Below are 16,611 nucleotides of genomic sequence, written 5' to 3'. Positions count from 1 at the left end.
ATGATTACCTCATCCATTTTTATAGATCAGACTCAAAATTTATTGGTAAAATATTCTGAGGGTCTATAGCGTCACAAAGACAAAGAGTGCGACTGCGCCGCTGATGAAGTTATATAACCTTAGTTCGGGATAAGAAGTTAAGATTAAATCGCCTGGTGTCTAAGTTTCGGCTAAAGCCTTTTGAAATGCATATATCTTGTAGGCGGGCTGAAGCCCGCCCCTATTGAATATACAGGAACCCATCCTAAAATACCCAGCGTATCAAGCTGTTGAGTCTTAACACAAGGAAAAAAGTAGGAGGTCCAGAATTAAGGCTTTTGAAATTATCTGGATGTAAAAGGTAGTTCCTCGCCTGAATCACAAAAAACGCATCCCAAAACGCTATGAGCTACTAAATTCCCAGAAAAAGTCTGAAATCAAATATCTGAAAAATATCTTAACCCAACCTCAGTTTATGTGGATTAGAAGATCGCTTCCTCAAATCAAATTCCAATGACCTGAATGATGCTAATCATTCAATCAGAAAGAGAATCCAAAGAAGGTAAAGTAAATTTTTGCGCCGTTCAGAGGACGTGTAGTCAGAAAACCTCTCCATAAGGTTACAATTTCCTTAAAATCGTTCAGAGGTATACTGCTTACATAGCCCTGACGATCATAAAAATCTACCAGATGATTACACATGATGATATCTACTGTCGTAGTATCACTCTCAATTTCCAAGGTAGGATCCGCCAAAGCAGCATTAATATCCGGCAGCAATGAATCGTTGATTTGTGAGACTGAGTCCCAACAGATTAAAAAACAGGTTAAACAATAATGATTGGTATCTATGATTTTACTGTTTTTCTTTCCCCGGAATCCTTCCCAGCTCATTGTTTTATTTTCGAACGTAAGCGCATATTTATTGATAACATTATGATCCATCACAGGGCGTTTTTTGCTTTTGTATCTGTACAGGTTTGCATAAGAATTAATCAGCTTTTCAGCCAGCTTAAACATTCCGTGATCTGTCTTTTGCTGATGAATACATCTGAATTGATTTCAGGGGCAGGCGACAGTTTCAGTTCTACTTTCTGGCTGGAATGTTTGATGATCTCCACAATTGCATTTTTATTGATGATAAATTTACGGTTGATTTTGAAGAAAAGCTGTGGGTTCAGTTTATGGATGACATCTTTAATCGTATCATCATAAATATAGGTCTGGTTGTCCGTTGTTGTCAGAAAAAGGTATTTTCCGGAAGCGAAAAAATAGGCTGTATGGTCTTCATCAATTGATTTCAGTTTATTCCCGTCACGCACCATAAAACGTTTCATCACATCAGGGCTATCCGCCTGACGTAATGAAGACATTGATTTCAGGACAGGTTCGGGGTCGTAATTGGACCTGATGGAAATGAATTTCTGTAATGCTTTATGCAAATCCTCTTCTTCAAAGGGTTTCAGAAGGTAATCTATCGTGAAATGCCTGAATACTCTCATGGCATATTCGTCAAAAGCGGTTATGAAAATAATGGGCGTGAACAGTTCCACAGATTCAAAAATCTCCAGACTCATTCCGTCTCCGAGATGAATATCCATAAAGATAAGATCCGCTGAATGGTTTTCGAAGAAGTCTATGGCCTGTTTTTTTGAACGCAGAATCACCATCTCCGTCACAGGGACGATGCTTTGCTGGTCCAACAGGTTTCTGAGATAATTCACAGCCAGCAATTCGTCTTCTATAATGGCAATTTTCATAACATTACAAAAGTACAAAAAAACCGCTAAAACTATTACGTTCAAGCGGTTTCAGAGGTTGTTTATATGAATGCTTATAAAAGAGGGTTATTCTTCTTGGCACTCATTGGAAATTCTATGGTATATCTCACATCATTCTGCTGAAGAATATAGTCTGTACCATTCACATTATGAATGATTTTTTTCTGATCTGCTCTTCTTAAATCCATCCAGCGGTGGCCTTCCAGAGCAAATTCTCTGAACCTTTCCTCAAGAATAAAACTCATAAAATCTGAAGTGTTCATTGGGTTGATCTGGTTTTGAACGGTGATATATCCGTCAGGTGTGTATCTGTTCTTCAGGACTTTAAGGATTGCTTCTTTAGCCTCACTCAGTCTGTTCAATTTTAATAATGCCTCAGACTGTATAAAATACATCTCCGCTGTTCTGAAAGACACTCTGAAATCTGTAGTTCCTCCTTTGATCACTTTGTATTTGCTTCCGTTCTTTTCAAAATAAAGACTAAATCTTTTATCTGTTGTGGTATTATATTTTGAAGTCAGTTCCGGGGACGCATAAGATACGTTCTGCACGGCAATATTCAGGGCATTATCCAAAGCTAAAATAGATTCTACCGAAGCATAATGATTAGGCGCAGTAGGTGTTGTGTTTAGATTGCTTAATTCTCCTTTCACTGCAATCACCTGTTGTGCATAGCTTAAGGCCTTGTTCCAGTCGTTTTGATAAAGAGCGGTTCTCGCCTGAAATGCCTTCAGGGCTATCTTTGAGAATCTGTAATTGATTCCGGCCGGCTGCTTCTCCTCTACCATCAGTCCTTCTGCCTTTGCCATATCTGCATGCACCTGATCGTATACTGCCTGTACAGAAGAAGGTTTCAATACCTGCTCAAGATCAATTTCAAGGCTGATCGGCACTCCTCTGTCTGTTGCAGCTGTTGCACTGTTATAAGGCTTCCCGTACAAATTAACCAAATCAAAATATAAGTAGGCACGAAGCGCATAAGCTTCTGCCAGAATCTGATTCTTTTCAGGAGAATCTGCCATGGTCTTGCTTCCTTCGTTGATCACCTGATTCAGATAAAAGTTTACGGAATAAAAAGTTACCCATGGGAACTCAGCTGTGGCCTGATCGTTGTTTGAATCTTTCCACATCGCTATTTCGCGGTAGACATTAAATTCATTCAGGGTTTCATCTATCGTAAGCTCATCTGTTCTCAGAGCGGTCAAAGATTTGTGCACCGGATATTGAGAATAGGCTGATGTAAGCACTTTGCGGTAATCCTCTACGTTCATCGGGATAATTTTCCCTTCAGGCTGAATATCTAAAAAACGGTCACATCCGATACTGGAAAAGCTTAAGGCTGCGATCGCAATGAATGTTGTAATTTTTCTCATTTTTTTTCAAGTTTTAAAAAGAAACATTAAATCCTACTGTCACGGATTTGGCAATGGGCTGTGCATAAATATTACCATAGGTTTCCGGATCAAAATAGCCTTTGTACCCGTTACTGAACACAAACAGGTTACGTCCTTCAACACTCAGTCTCAGACTGCTGATTCCCATAGGGCTGGTAAATTCTTTAGGCAGTGTATATCCTAAACGGATGCTGCTGATTCTTACATAGCTGATCTCCTTTGCCCATACATCAAGCAGGCTGTAAGCATTGGAACGGTTGTCCGCGAACCATTTATTGGCCATCCATCCCGAATTGCTTTCCATATCGGCACTGGTGATTCCCGGAAGTGTAGTTCCTGCTTCGTAGATATCTTTGGTATAATTTCTTCCTCTGTCCAGATCCATTCCACGGTAAGAAGGAGTTCTCATTACCGTCTGTTTAAAATTGAAAGCGGCAGAAACCGTCAGATCAAAGCTGTGTATTTTGAATGTATTGATGATACCTCCGGTAAATTTTGGATCTCTGTCTCCTACATACGTGAAGAGATTTCTCAGCTCCTCGTTGGAAAGTTTAGTATCCACAAGCTGCCCCGGAAGGAAGTCTGCATATACATCGTACAGTTTGAAGAATTCTTCGGCCTTTACCTTTTCATTTCCTTTCCAGAACATCGGATTTCCGTTTTCATCCATTCCGGCTGTTTTTAAAGCAAAAACAGCATTCACAGGAAGGCCTTCTCTTGAAGGAAGCAACGCGTTGTTACGAGGCTGCTCGCTCAATACATTGCTCTTGTTGTGCGCAAAGTTGATGGTCGTATTCCATTTGAAATTTTCCTTATCGATGTTTCTTGTCGATAGCGCCAGTTCGAAACCTTTGTTGGTCAAGCTTCCCCAGTTCATCATCGTATATTCAAACCCGGTTTCGAGTGGCGTTTCTTTCATACTGATCATATCTGTTCCTTTTCTGTTGTAGATATCCGCGGTAAGATTCACACGGTTTTTCAGCATTCCCAGATCAAGACCAAAGTTAACGTTGGTTGTTTTTTCCCAACGAAGTTTATCGTTTGGAGGACTGATTACGTTAATGATATTCTCTTTATTTCCCGGAAGAATAGTAGTCTCCTTGTATTCCCCGATAAAGAACGGTGACGTGTTACGGTCTATATTTCCCTGCAGACCATAAGAAGCTCTTAGTCTAAGGTTAGAAATAGCCGTAAGGTCCTTCATGAAGTTTTCCTTCGTTACCAGCCATGAACCTGAAACAGCCCATATCGGCAGGTATTTGTATTTTTTATTCACCCCGAATAAATTGGTTCCGTCATATCTCACACTTCCGAAGAACGTATATTTCTGATCGAAAGTATAAGAAGCCGTTGCAAACATGGATGCATAGGCATTTTCAACAGGTGCCATTTCACGGTAGGTTTCATATTTCTTATCTCCGGCAAAATTTGAACTTGGGAAAACGATAGGTGTCCCGGTTCTTGTCATGCTGTTATACCCGAAAGCTCTGGTCAGTGTTGTATTGTCATTCGTTCTTCGGATTTCTGATCCGGCCATCAAATCAATTTCATGTTTTGAATTGATTTTTGTACTGTAGGCTGCCTGTAATTTCCAGTTGTACTGGAAAAATTCATTATCCCAGTTTTGTTTTACCCCTCCGGCAGGAAGGAAATAACGGAATGCTCCATCTTTATAATAACGCGTTCCTTCTTTCATTTTTCGGGTAGAATACGTATTTTCAGCGGCAAATTTTTCTGTCTTGTTGCTGTCATACTGCATCCCGAACTGAGACGTAATCTTCAGATCTTTGGTAATTTTATACTCTAAATCCAATATCCCTTTTATTGAACGGTTCTTTAGGGTATAGTTTGTATTTTCTCTTTCCTCTAAGAAGTTGAAAGGCACATAGGCATCTCTCAAACCATCGATATCCTGATCATATCTGTACGTTCCGTCTGCATTGTACGGACTCAGATAAGGATTGGCATTTCTTGAATAATTGATAGGGTTAATAGAAGCATCAGCATCCGTTACAAACGATGTACGTTCACTGTTGGTCCCGAAAATAGAGATTCCTGCATTTAACTTATCACTTAGTTTATAATTGTTTTTTAACGTCAGGTTATAACGTTCGAAACCTGTCCCGATCGTTGTTCCCTGCTCGTCATAATATCCCAAAGAGAAATAGTAGTCTGAACGGTCACTTCCTCCGGAAACACTTAATCCATACTGCTTATTAATGGCATTTCTGTACAATAATTTCCCCCAGTCTGTGCTATTGTTTCTTAAGCCATCCAACTGCTGGCGCGTCATTGAATTCAACGCGCCCAGACCTCCGCTTCTGTACGCATCCAGCTGTCCGTTTTTCGTTAGAATTCTCATCACTTCCCCTTTGTCTGCACGGTAGGTTAAATCTGCACGGCTGGCAAGCATTAATTCCATATCCACTTTTTCAGAGGCATTCAGAAGATTAAGCTTGTCAAAATCCGGGCGGGAGGTTACAAAAGTATCTGCTGAGAAATTGATTCTCATACTTCCTTTTTTTCCTTTTTTGGTAGTAATAGAGATCACCCCGTTAGCAGCTCTGGCTCCATAAATAGCAGTCGCCGCAGCATCTTTTAAAATGGTGATATCCTCAATATCATTAGGGTTTAAACCTGCAATAGAAAAATTCTGGAGCTGGTCTATATCGTCTTTATCGCTGAAGTTGGGAACGTCATTTCCCTCTAAAGGAAGACCATCCACTACCCAAAGCGGATCCTGCGGACCTGAAAGAGAAGCCGTACCTCTTATTCTGATTTTTGCAGGGCTTCCGGGAGCTCCGGTTTCGGGCGTCACCACTACTCCGGCGATCTGTCCCGCCATCATCTGGTCTACACTGGCAACACCAGCCTGGTTGATATTATCCATTTTCACCGTAGTAACGGCTGAAGTCTGCTTACGTTTTTCAATTTTCTGATATCCGGTAATGATGACCTCCTGGATTTTATTTTTGTCTGAAACCTCAGGAATCAGTCTTACCGTATAATTGGTCTGCCCTTCACTGATCTGAATTACCCTGGACTCATAGCCCGGATAACTCACCAGCACAGATTTGGTGTCTGCAGGAATTTCCAGTATAAATTTTCCGTTACTGTCGGTTACTGTTCCTACAGATACACTTTCAATAATGCCTACCAGATCTGTTTTTGTAGAAACGGACTGGGTTTCTATCTTCACCGTAGCTCCGGAAATCACTGTCGCTGTATTTCCGTCTTCTATTTTTCCGGTAATGGTTTTCTTTTCCTGGGCCAATGCTATCTGAGCCGCCAAAAGAGGTAAAAGTATTAGAGTTTTTTTCATAGCTGATTATTTATTTAAAGCCTCTTTTATTCGGATGATCAAGTCTGCATAATGAGCCCTGGAAGCTTCATCTCCTTTATTCTTACTTTTATTTAATAGGTTCAATATTTTCTGTAGTTCTGCCCTTTTGTAGGTAGTAACTTCAGATACTCTTTTCATGGATGAGTAGTTGATATTCCTCAGACCGTGGTCTTCTTCATGGAAATTACAGATCATCGGAATGTTCAGTGTATTTTCCACCTTTAAGGCTTTCACTGCCGTTTTTTCAAATAATTTATTCACGGAAACAATCAAGGCATCTACATAGTTTTTCTGCGTCATCTTTTCAAGAATCGTCAGGCTTCCTTTTTTACTGAAAACCGATCCACGAAGCTGGTCGAATAAATCTTCCACGGTGTAGATCTCTTCCTTCGAACCTGAAACTTCATTTTTCAACTGGTTTTCAATCATTCTCAGAAGTCTGTCATCCATCAGCAGGGAATAGATATTGGCATACTGCATTCCTCTTGCTAAGGTGTACGGCGTCTGCTCAAATGGCCCCATCGGGGAGTTTTTCACAGAATACGTTTTCTCAGTAATCGGGTTGAAAAACAACCACTCCGGAAGATTGATTGAGTTTTTAACCAAATAATCAACCGCTCTTTTCTGAATTTCTGCAGGTACCGCTTCATAAGCTTTTTTCTTGCTGCCGAACACTGTATTATCCAGATAAATTCCTCCTACATTCGCCATCACATGACCTGTGTACAGATCCCACTGCCCGATAGCACCCATATACAGCTTTCCTGCATCCGTGTACGTTTTTCCGTCCTCATAGGTCCACTTCAGAAGGTTGTCTGCAACGATTCTTAAGTTTTTCATTCCGTACTCGCTGGCCTTCATCGCATCATCTCCCAAATCTTCAGACTGCGAACGCGGATCGATGGTTTCCAGATAACTTTGCTGCTCGCCATAGAAATACAATGGATCATTTTCATGCTTTTCTATTAAATCTCTCAGCGCTTTTTTCTCTGATACTGCATCAGGATACCAACGGTAACCCCATTCAATAGCATGTTTATCGTAAATTCCGATCTTTGGAGTGATCGCGGTTACTCCGTCTTCCGGCTGTGCAACGTAATTGTATCGCGCATAATCCATAATGGAAGGCGCAGTACCACCCATTTTATCTGTAAACTCCTTTGAACGAAGAGATTCTACAGGAAAAGCAAAGGAAGATCCCATATTGTGTTTCAGTCCGAAAGTATGCCCCACTTCATGTGACGATACAAAACGGATCGCCTCGCCCATATGCTCGTCGCTGAATACATTTCCGCGCGCTTTTTCATCTATCGGTCCCGTCTGAATTCTCATCCATTCCTGAAGAGAAGTCATCACATTGTGCCACCAGATAATATCCGATTCAATGATTTCACCGCTTCTCGGATCTACTACAGAAGGTCCCATCGCATTCGATTTTGGGGAAGCCACGTAGGTAATCACGGAATATCTTACATCATCAATATCAAAGTCTTTATCGTTTTCATCAGGCATTTTTGCAATCACTGCATTTTTAAAGCCTGCCTTTTCAAAAGCGGCCTGCCAGTCGAAAACACCTGCAATAATCTTCTCACGCCACTGGATAGGCGTCGCAGGGTCTATATAATAAATAATCGGCTTTTTGGGTTCTACCATTTCGCCTCTCAAATACTTTTCTTTATCTTCATCTTTAGGTTCCAGACGCCATCTGGTGATGAACTGTTTTTCATCCATTTTCTGCTGACGGTCGTTGAATGCCCAATGTTTTTCACTGAAAAATCCAACTCTTGCATCTCCAATTCTCGGCTGCATCGGTTCTTTGGAAAGCAACACCAGATTGGTAGTTACGCCCAGAGTTACCGGCAGATCCACTCCTCCTTCATTCACGGATGTGGTCAGCTGGGATTTGACAACCAGGTTCTGAGGAAAGGTTTTTACGCCTTCGATGTAGGAAAGATTGGACTTCACAGATCCTCCAAGGCCTACATTAGCCAAAACATCATTAAAGCTTTTCTGATTTCCGTCAAAAATCTTATTCACTTTAATGGCTACAGACGTAGAGTCGCTGTTCTGGGCTTCAATATCAAAAACCTCAATCACAGATTCTGAAAAATTGTCTTTCACAGATTTTGTGATCACATCATTTTTAGGCGATGATACCTGCGGAACCACAGTTTTTACCCACACCTTTTTGGCTACTGCATCGCGGTGAAAGGAAATGACTTTGTTTTCGTAGTTCATTCCTTTGTTTAGTCCCGCTTCATTCACCTGCATCGGTACCTGAGACAGTTTATTAACCACCAAAAACTGACGTCCCATCAGGCTGTCCGGGATTTCAAAATACACATCGGTCTTTACCTGAATGGTGTTGAAAAGGCCTTTTTTATAAGTTCCTTTTTTAATCAGATCATCAATTTTCTTTGCTTTTTTTGATGAAGTATCTGTTTTCTCCGATTTTTCTTTATCTGTTTTTAATGTGTCTTTTTTCTGTGCCAGTACTGCCGGTGAGGCTAATGCCAGTCCTAAGTACAATGCAAGTCTGTAGTTCTTCATTACCATAGTCCGATTCATTCCAAATTATTAGATATCTCAGTTTCAGCCCGCAAAACTATACGGAAAGAAATAATATCAACAGCGTTAGGGAGTGAGAGGACGTATTTCGGGAGTGAATGGATTTCATTTTTTATTCTAATAAAGGCAAAATGCATATGAAATATTCACCATCTACGGAAATATTAACAGAATTCTTTTTAAAAAAATCATAAACCTGATTCAAATAATCAATTCCGAATTTGGCACCCTGTACATCTTCATCTGTTTTGGGCTGCCAGGTATTCTTTACAATGATTCCTTCGTCTTCCACGGTGATGAGAATGTCCAACGGATGATCTATGGTTGCAATATTGTGCTTAATAGCGTTTTCCACCACCAACTGAAGAGACAGATATGGAATCCGTTTTTCTAAACTTTTGGGATTATGGATGATCAGATCAAAGGTCAGTTCTTCATCAAACCTGCTTTTCAGAAGCTCCATATACTGCTGGATGAACTTAATTTCCTGGGCTACCGGAACGATGTTTTCCTGAGGCGGCACGATAAGATACCTGTAGATTTTAGAAAGATTCATGGTAAACCGCCGGGCATTGTCTTTATTGATCCCGATGAGCATATAAAGGGAATTCAGTGAGTTGAAAAGGAAATGCGGATTGATATTGTTTTTAAGCTGCTGAAGCTGGTGCAGGGCTTCTACCCTATGCATTTTTTCATTCTCAACCAACAGTAGATTTTTCTCAGATTGTATCTTTTCTTTTTCCTGATAAGCTATATTGGCAGCCCTCTGAAACAGGATAAAAACGGTCACGATCAGGAATAAAGCCGCCAGGAAAATATAAACGGTATACATTTTCGTATTGCTGACACTTTCATCAATCAGGAAATTGACGTGGTTGACGACTGCATACCCATCAAAATTATCCGTTTTCAAAGGCTTTACAAAACGGGTTACCTCCAGATTAAGATATTCCGAAACCCCGGTTCCTTCTGTATAGCCAGATTTTGTTGTACTGCATATGGTATCTTTGGGCTGAACATCCGTAAAATCAAAAATATTTCTTCCCAGATACTTCTTTTCAGGATGGGAAATGCAAATGCCTTCTTTGGTGAAAACATAGGCATAATTGTTCAGGCTTTTATCAATATTGGAGAAATACTCGTGAAGATCGTTGAGGCTTACCGCAGAACCGTAATACAGGATATTTTTCTTCGGCAGCACCAGTGAGTCATAACTTACCCAATAAGTGGTGTCTTTGCGTGTGGTAAGGAAATCTCTGAAATGTCCGGACCTGTTGTTTTCAATTTTGGTATACCTTGCCTCTACCGATTTCTTTGTAAGCACATCAGATAGACTACTGTTGCTTACAGATTTTCCGGAAGTGGCATCGTAGTAGGAATACCAACTGTAAGGCATTAGATTTTCTTTCCGGTTCATATTATTTAAGACGGAAGAATATTCTTTGTAGTTTTTCAAACCGTCTTTCTGAATCAGGGCACGCAACAGGTACTGGTATTCTTCTATATTTCTGAATTCTTTTTCCAGCGTTTCATATTTTTGAAAAAAGGTTTTCTTAGCAAATCCTTCATTGTTTTTCCGGCTGTCACGGGTAATGAGGAAGCTCAGAATCGCAAATGCAGCTACCGCAATGAGACAGGCCGATAAAGCCGCTATATAAATAGACTTTTGAGCTAATATGTGTTTAAAATTGGGCTTCATTCTTTTATTCTCTACTTCTTCTGTACCATTAGATTCAATGGTCAAATTTTAGAGTCTTATCATAAGACTCTTCTTATGCATCCAGCCGGATGCATTTCTTTTGGTGTGATTTTGTAAGGTGTGTGTTATATGTTCTTTTGTTTTGAAATCAAAGATTCGACGCAGTCAAACAAAAGGAACAACTTATGGTTATAGATTTATAAAACAGAACACTTTTTTAACGCAAAGTTCCATTCTCATAGTGCGTATTTTAACGATGCAAAGAGGGAATCAATTACATTGATTTGACTAAGCGGTTGTTTTATTTACCTGATTAATCAGCCGACATTTTGATCTCCAAAAATAGATCAATCTCCAAACTTGGGGAGTGAAGTAAGTACATTCAAACCTATAAAAGTCTGTTTAAAATTAATCGTCATTTTCTTAACCTCAATAAACTTTAGTTTATTTCTTAATTTCAAACATTAAGGATTTAAGCATAATGCTTATTGTTATCAATGAAGAAATCAATAAATTGATTTTTCTTTAAGTTGTTTAAGCACCTCATAACTTATGATCTTAATTTCTTAATGTTAAAAAAAACTTGCTCATCATGTTTTGAAATTGATCCTCCAAAATTTACATCCTGCATCCGTGACTTTTTTCCATAAAAAAGTTCCATTAGCCTTCTAATGGAATTCGTTTTTTTCAGCGGAGATGGTGGGTGGATTACATTCAAGCTTTTAACGCTTCTTTAAACCTTTTTTGATACCATTAAAATAGGCTGCAAATATACTACAAAATATTGAAAGCATCTTTTATAGGGTGTTATCAAAATCAAATGAATCTTAACCCAAAAATCCATTATCTTTTATATTTTCCGTCATAAAAACATCAAATTAAAATGTAAAGCTGCAATTGGATTTCAATTGCAGCTTTTACCGGATAGGTTAATCTCAGGCTAATTTTCTCAAAATTTCTTCCAGATGCAATTCGCCTTCTACGGTTTGAGCACCATTCTCCAAGCCACCTCTGATCAGTCTTTCAGCATTTGATTTAGCAAATAAAGCTTCCCAATTGGTATGTTCCAATTGAAATTCTTTTTCAAAGCCTGCCGGATATAAAGTTTCCTTAGCCGCAGCGATAACCCCTTCGGGTAAATGGGCTATGTTCTGAGCCAATCGATCTACGAACTGATCAATTTCATCATGGGCAATCGCACGATTAATCCAGCCATATTTTTCAGCAGTAACAGCATCAAACAGGTCTGCTCCTAAAATGATTTCCAAAGCACGGGATCTTCCTGCTTTGTTTTTCAGATAAACAGTCGCGCCACCTCCGGGAATAATTCCCATTAAAGCCTCACACTGTGCCAATTGACCTTTTTCTATTGAAGCAAAGCTCATATCCACCGCCGCAATAAACTCAGCACCACCGCCACGGGCAATTCCTTTGAGTTTTGCTATGGTAATTTGTGGCTGTTTTCTTATTGTTTCACCAAAAGCCTGAAAAACATTTAAATGGTGGGGAATGTCCTTTGCCAATTCATCGAAAGCATTGGGATGGTCTATCAGGCTCATATCGACATGGGCAATGAAAAAATCCGGATTTTCACTTTCAAATACAATTACTTTCACCGAGTGATCATTGGAAAAACTGGAAAGAATTGTATTGATCTCAGACATCAGCTTTACATCTAAAACATTCACCGGAGGATTGTTAATGATAATTTTGGCTACTGAATGATTGATGGAGACCTTTACCATTTCAAAATTTTGATTGTTTATCATATCTATAAATTCTATTGTATAGAAACAAAATTAGAGGTACTATTTTATATTTTTGTAAATGCTATACCTGAGTATATCGTTAGACCATTTTTATGAAACAAGAAGCTGCTTATGTATGTACCGTGAAAGACCAGGAGGATCTGAAATACCTGCAGGATACCTTATACGTGATAAGCGGAAAATGGCGGGCACAGGTGATGGTGGCCATCTATAACGGAAATCACCGGTACCGTGAAATAGCGAAAAGTATACCCGGAATTACTTTTAGAATGCTTTCCAAAGAGCTTAAAGAGATGGAAATGAATAAACTGGTATTAAGGGAACAGGACCCGGATTTCCCAAAAACGGTAACCTATAATTTGACAGAATATTGTGCATCACTTTATCCCTTGATTCAAACTATGGTAAAATGGGCAAAATCTCATCGTGAAGCCATAAAATGATTACCATGCTGTCTCTTTATTTTTCATAATCACCACAATTTAACTCTTTATAGCACATTATTGATCAACTTGAATTTTCGGATCATTTTAGCCGCTTACTGCTTTTTATTGGCATTTATTTTGAGTCCGTTTTTACATTTTTAATCAAAAATAAAAGTTGAAAATAAATCAGTAATTAATTTAAGCAAAAATGAAAAAAGCTTACATTTTATTGGCTTCACTTCTGGTAAGTTCAATAAGCTTCGGGCAGAAAAATTTCACAGATCAGACCCGCTATATCCAGACTGCAGGTTCAGCAACAAAACTAGAAGGAAAAATTCTACAGGTGAATATATTCGTCAAGCTAAAGGATGGTCCTTCTTTTTCGAAGACCCAAAAAACAGAAATTTTAAAAATACTTCCGCACTCTGAAAACTGGCTGAAAAGAGAAGCCGGCAAGTATGGAAAAAGCTTGACGATAAGTAATAAAACGTATGGGACTGATAAAGACTTCACCATAAGCTCTGATCCGGATCCTGACGCAAATAATGAAAAATGGACCGAGGAAGTTCTAAAGCAAATGGGATATGACAATCCGATGGATTTGTATGACGAACTGAAGGCTAAAGATCCTTTTGACCAGATGTATATTGTCTTTTTCATTAATGCTGAAGCACAGTCTTACTCTATGCCATGCGACAAAGATTACGAGGACGATGATGCAGCCTTTGTGGAATCTGCAGCCGTATTCAACAACTTTGAAGGAAAAATCATCACGGATAAAACCGAAGAATACGTTGTTCCTCATGAGATTCTTCATTTATTCGGAACGCTTGATCTTTACAAAGGACCTCATCAGTCTGAGGAATCACAGGAATTTGCCATTAAAACAGTCCAAAAATCTATTATGCTGGGCTCAGAAATTTTTCTTGATGAAGATGAAGAACAATGGGAACTTCCTCAGTATGAAATTGATGAGTTTAACGCTTACATTATGGGACTGCATAACAACTATAAAAAATGGTATGATGTGCTGGCGAAGAAATTTGCTAAAAGCTATAAATGATTAGCTCAATAGAACTACCGGACTTCGGTTCTGTTTTTACAAGACTGGACAGCTTATTTTTTAAGTTGTCCAATTTTTTTAATGATGAATTATAACCAGATACCTTTACACACTCCCCTTCCCGGATCTGTTTATGACGAAGACATCGCCTTAAATTGAGTGGGTCTCATATTGGTCAATTGGTAAAAATTATTGCTGAATGCAGATATATTCGAATACCCTACTTCGTAAGCAATCTCTGTCATATTCAGGTTGCTGTCTTTCATCAGTTCCATAGCCCGGATCACCCTCAACATTTTTACATACTGAATAAAGGTGATATGAAGTTTCGTTTGAAACAGTCTGGTCAAACTTCTCACGCTGATTCCCCATTGCTTCGCTGTTTCTTCTAAGGTAAGGTTTTCCGTAAGTTTATTTCGAAGCCCCTCCACAATAGCGTTAAGTCTTTGATCTTCCGTAGTGGGAAGCTGGATCGAAAACTTTTTGAGATTTTCTTTGGGCAACACATTTCTCAGTGTCGTTAAAAACTCAAATTCCCACGATCCTTCATCATAATCGCCGTGCCATTTTTCGCTGAAAGAAAGCATTTCAGCTAAAAGTTTACTCACCGGGTAAATACCCATTTCATCGTAAAAACCACCCGGACTTTTCCCAGGAAAATAGATATTGATGATATGCAGATCCTGTGTATTAAACATCAGGTTGTGGGGATAATTTTTCGGAATCCAGATATAATGATGAGCCGGAATATAGAAATCCTTTTCGTTTGTCTGCAGGTAAGCTATTCCTCCAAAAACCAATAGCAATTGAGCCTTATCGTGCTGATGGGAAGGCAAACGCTGCTCGGTTTGCTGTCGTACGACCAAAATAGAATCTGGATTCTGGTCAACACTATCAATAAGTTGCTTAAGAATTTCCATATGGCCAAATATAACAAATATTAGGCTAATTATATAAAAAGACGCTTTATCCGTATGAATAATTTTGTTGAGTAAATAATAAAGTCATTATGAAACAGAACATCACTCATCCGAATAAGAACATCCAGCCCGGAGCACAGGACCAACCTTGCCATGATACAGTATCGCACTCAGTGGAAGAATATGAGGCACATAATATCTACCGGATTGACTACTCTTATCCGTTCATGCCCATGACGGACTTAACCATTGTCTTCGATGAATTAAAAAAGATAGTGAAAAAATGGCTCTTCAATAAAAGAGAACGTAGAATCATTGATAAAAAGAAAATCCATGAAACCATATAAATTAATTCCAATTTTAGGATTTACACTGCTGTTATTCTCACAATCATTCAATGCTCAGGGTATAGAAAATGCCCGTACATTGGGTTTGGAAGACTTATGGAAGATCGCAGAAACCCATAACCGGCAGCTCAAACTATCGGATTTAAATCTTCAGCAAAGCCAATTAGAAATTCTGGAAGCCAAAGACCGCCTGCTTCCGGAACTTTCAATAATAGGAGATGTAAAGCTTAAATCTAAATTCCTCATTTACGATAACGGATTATTCTCAGCTCCGCAGGATGTGCCTGTAAAAAACTACGGCTACGGCGTAGGATACAACTTAAACTACAACCTCTTCAACGGTGGTAAGGACAGAAGAAATATCAAAATAAAGCAGGAAGAAAGAACGCATAAGCAATATGAAGCCGATCTGCAAAAAAACAACGTAAAATACAATGTTGCGGTTGCTTATTTTGATCTGTATAAGTTTTTGAACTTCCATGATTTTATTGCGGCAGAGATTGCGGCAGAGAAAAAACAACTGTCACTCATTGAAAGTTTACACAAAAACGGGATTGTCCTAAAAAGTGATGTGCTGAGAACCTCGGTGAAATTGTCACAGCTGGAATTAAGTCTTTCCGATATTGAAAAGAAAATCGCCGTTAGTACACAACGTCTCAACATCCTGATGGGTCGTGAGTATGAAGAAAAGCTTGAGATTCCCTATCAAAGCAGTTTTGAAATGGATCCCATTACAGAATCTCATTACGAAGATTACGTAGATATAGCCCTCAATCAATCACCAGAATATAAGATGGTGAATAGCGACATCCGATTAAGTGAGATGAATATCAAACAAATTAAAGCGACTCTGATGCCTAAAGTTTCCCTGTACTCCAATTATAATTATACCTATCCGCAGATTTCATTTTATCCTTACTCGAATGATTTATGGGGATTTGGCCAGACAGGAATTATGGTGCAGTTTTCTGTTGATAATCTATACAAAAGCAAACATACGATTGCCCGCGCACAGGTCGCCAACAGTCAGGCCAAAGAAAAAGCCAATATCAAAAAGGATGAAATTTCTATTCAGGTAAAAGAAGCCTATTTACAAGAGCAACAGGCATCGGAAAGCGTAGAAACGGCAGAAAAAAACATCACTAAAACTACCGAAACCGTTCGTGTCATCCGGAACAGCTATCTCAATCAGGAATCCCTTCTGACGGATCTTCTGGAAGCAGAAAATGCTTTACTGGAAGCAAAATTTAATCTAACCACTGCACAAACCAATTTAAAACTCAGTCATATCCGGCTACTGGCTATCGCAGGAATTATTTAATA

General features: G+C 39.1%; 12 protein-coding genes. 4 read left to right on the top strand and 8 right to left on the bottom strand.

The window, feature by feature from the left end:
* Positions 1 to 519: 519 nt before the first annotated feature.
* From BM143_RS20435 to BM143_RS20405, 7 genes are all read right to left on the bottom strand, one after another.
* The gene (locus BM143_RS20435; protein ID WP_139222085.1) at positions 520 to 924 is read right to left on the bottom strand and encodes a hypothetical protein; all 405 of its coding nucleotides are present in this window, start codon (positions 922 to 924) and stop codon (positions 520 to 522) included.
* A gap of 50 nt (positions 925 to 974) precedes the next feature.
* The gene (locus BM143_RS20430) at positions 975 to 1,739 is read right to left on the bottom strand and encodes a LytR/AlgR family response regulator transcription factor (protein WP_090026867.1); all 765 of its coding nucleotides are present in this window, start codon (positions 1,737 to 1,739) and stop codon (positions 975 to 977) included.
* A gap of 74 nt (positions 1,740 to 1,813) precedes the next feature.
* Entirely contained in the window at positions 1,814 to 3,133 is a 1,320-nt protein-coding gene (locus tag BM143_RS20425) for a RagB/SusD family nutrient uptake outer membrane protein (RefSeq protein ID WP_090026866.1), read from the bottom strand.
* Positions 3,134 to 3,146: 13 nt separating this feature from the next.
* Positions 3,147 to 6,476, bottom strand: a complete 3,330-nt coding sequence (locus BM143_RS20420) for a SusC/RagA family TonB-linked outer membrane protein (RefSeq protein ID WP_090026864.1) — start codon at positions 6,474 to 6,476, stop codon at positions 3,147 to 3,149.
* 6 nt (positions 6,477 to 6,482) lie between these two features.
* Positions 6,483 to 9,065: a zinc-dependent metalloprotease gene (locus tag BM143_RS20415; protein ID WP_090026862.1), complete on the bottom strand. Its 2,583-nt coding sequence runs from the start codon at positions 9,063 to 9,065 to the stop codon at positions 6,483 to 6,485.
* A gap of 112 nt (positions 9,066 to 9,177) precedes the next feature.
* The gene (locus tag BM143_RS20410; protein ID WP_228430908.1) at positions 9,178 to 10,809 is read right to left on the bottom strand and encodes a histidine kinase; all 1,632 of its coding nucleotides are present in this window, start codon (positions 10,807 to 10,809) and stop codon (positions 9,178 to 9,180) included.
* Positions 10,810 to 11,699: 890 nt separating this feature from the next.
* Positions 11,700 to 12,533: an enoyl-CoA hydratase/isomerase family protein gene (locus BM143_RS20405; protein ID WP_090026861.1), complete on the bottom strand. Its 834-nt coding sequence runs from the start codon at positions 12,531 to 12,533 to the stop codon at positions 11,700 to 11,702.
* A gap of 92 nt (positions 12,534 to 12,625) precedes the next feature.
* Between BM143_RS20405 and BM143_RS20400 the strand changes: the two genes are divergently transcribed.
* Positions 12,626 to 12,976 (top strand): winged helix-turn-helix transcriptional regulator, encoded by a 351-nt coding sequence (locus tag BM143_RS20400; protein WP_090026859.1) that lies wholly within the window; start codon positions 12,626 to 12,628, stop codon positions 12,974 to 12,976.
* Between the two features lie 190 nt (positions 12,977 to 13,166).
* Positions 13,167 to 14,021, top strand: coding sequence for a hypothetical protein (locus BM143_RS20395; protein ID WP_090026857.1), 855 nt, complete (start codon positions 13,167 to 13,169; stop codon positions 14,019 to 14,021).
* Positions 14,022 to 14,152: 131 nt separating this feature from the next.
* On the opposite strand, the gene BM143_RS20390 is transcribed toward BM143_RS20395, so the two are convergent.
* The gene (locus tag BM143_RS20390; protein WP_090026856.1) at positions 14,153 to 14,941 is read right to left on the bottom strand and encodes a helix-turn-helix domain-containing protein; all 789 of its coding nucleotides are present in this window, start codon (positions 14,939 to 14,941) and stop codon (positions 14,153 to 14,155) included.
* A gap of 89 nt (positions 14,942 to 15,030) precedes the next feature.
* Between BM143_RS20390 and BM143_RS20385 the strand changes: the two genes are divergently transcribed.
* On the top strand, positions 15,031 to 15,288 hold the full coding sequence (locus tag BM143_RS20385; RefSeq protein ID WP_090026854.1) for a hypothetical protein: 258 nt from the start codon (positions 15,031 to 15,033) through the stop codon (positions 15,286 to 15,288).
* Complete coding sequence (locus BM143_RS20380) at positions 15,275 to 16,609, top strand: TolC family protein (protein ID WP_090026852.1); 1,335 nt, start codon at positions 15,275 to 15,277, stop codon at positions 16,607 to 16,609. The genes BM143_RS20385 and BM143_RS20380 overlap by 14 nt, the downstream gene beginning before the upstream one ends.
* Positions 16,610 to 16,611 lie beyond the last annotated feature (2 nt).

It is taken from the genome of Chryseobacterium oleae (assembly GCF_900115055.1).
Taxonomy (GTDB): Bacteria; Bacteroidota; Bacteroidia; order Flavobacteriales; family Weeksellaceae; genus Chryseobacterium; species Chryseobacterium oleae.
This window is presented reverse-complemented; position numbering and strand designations above follow the sequence as displayed.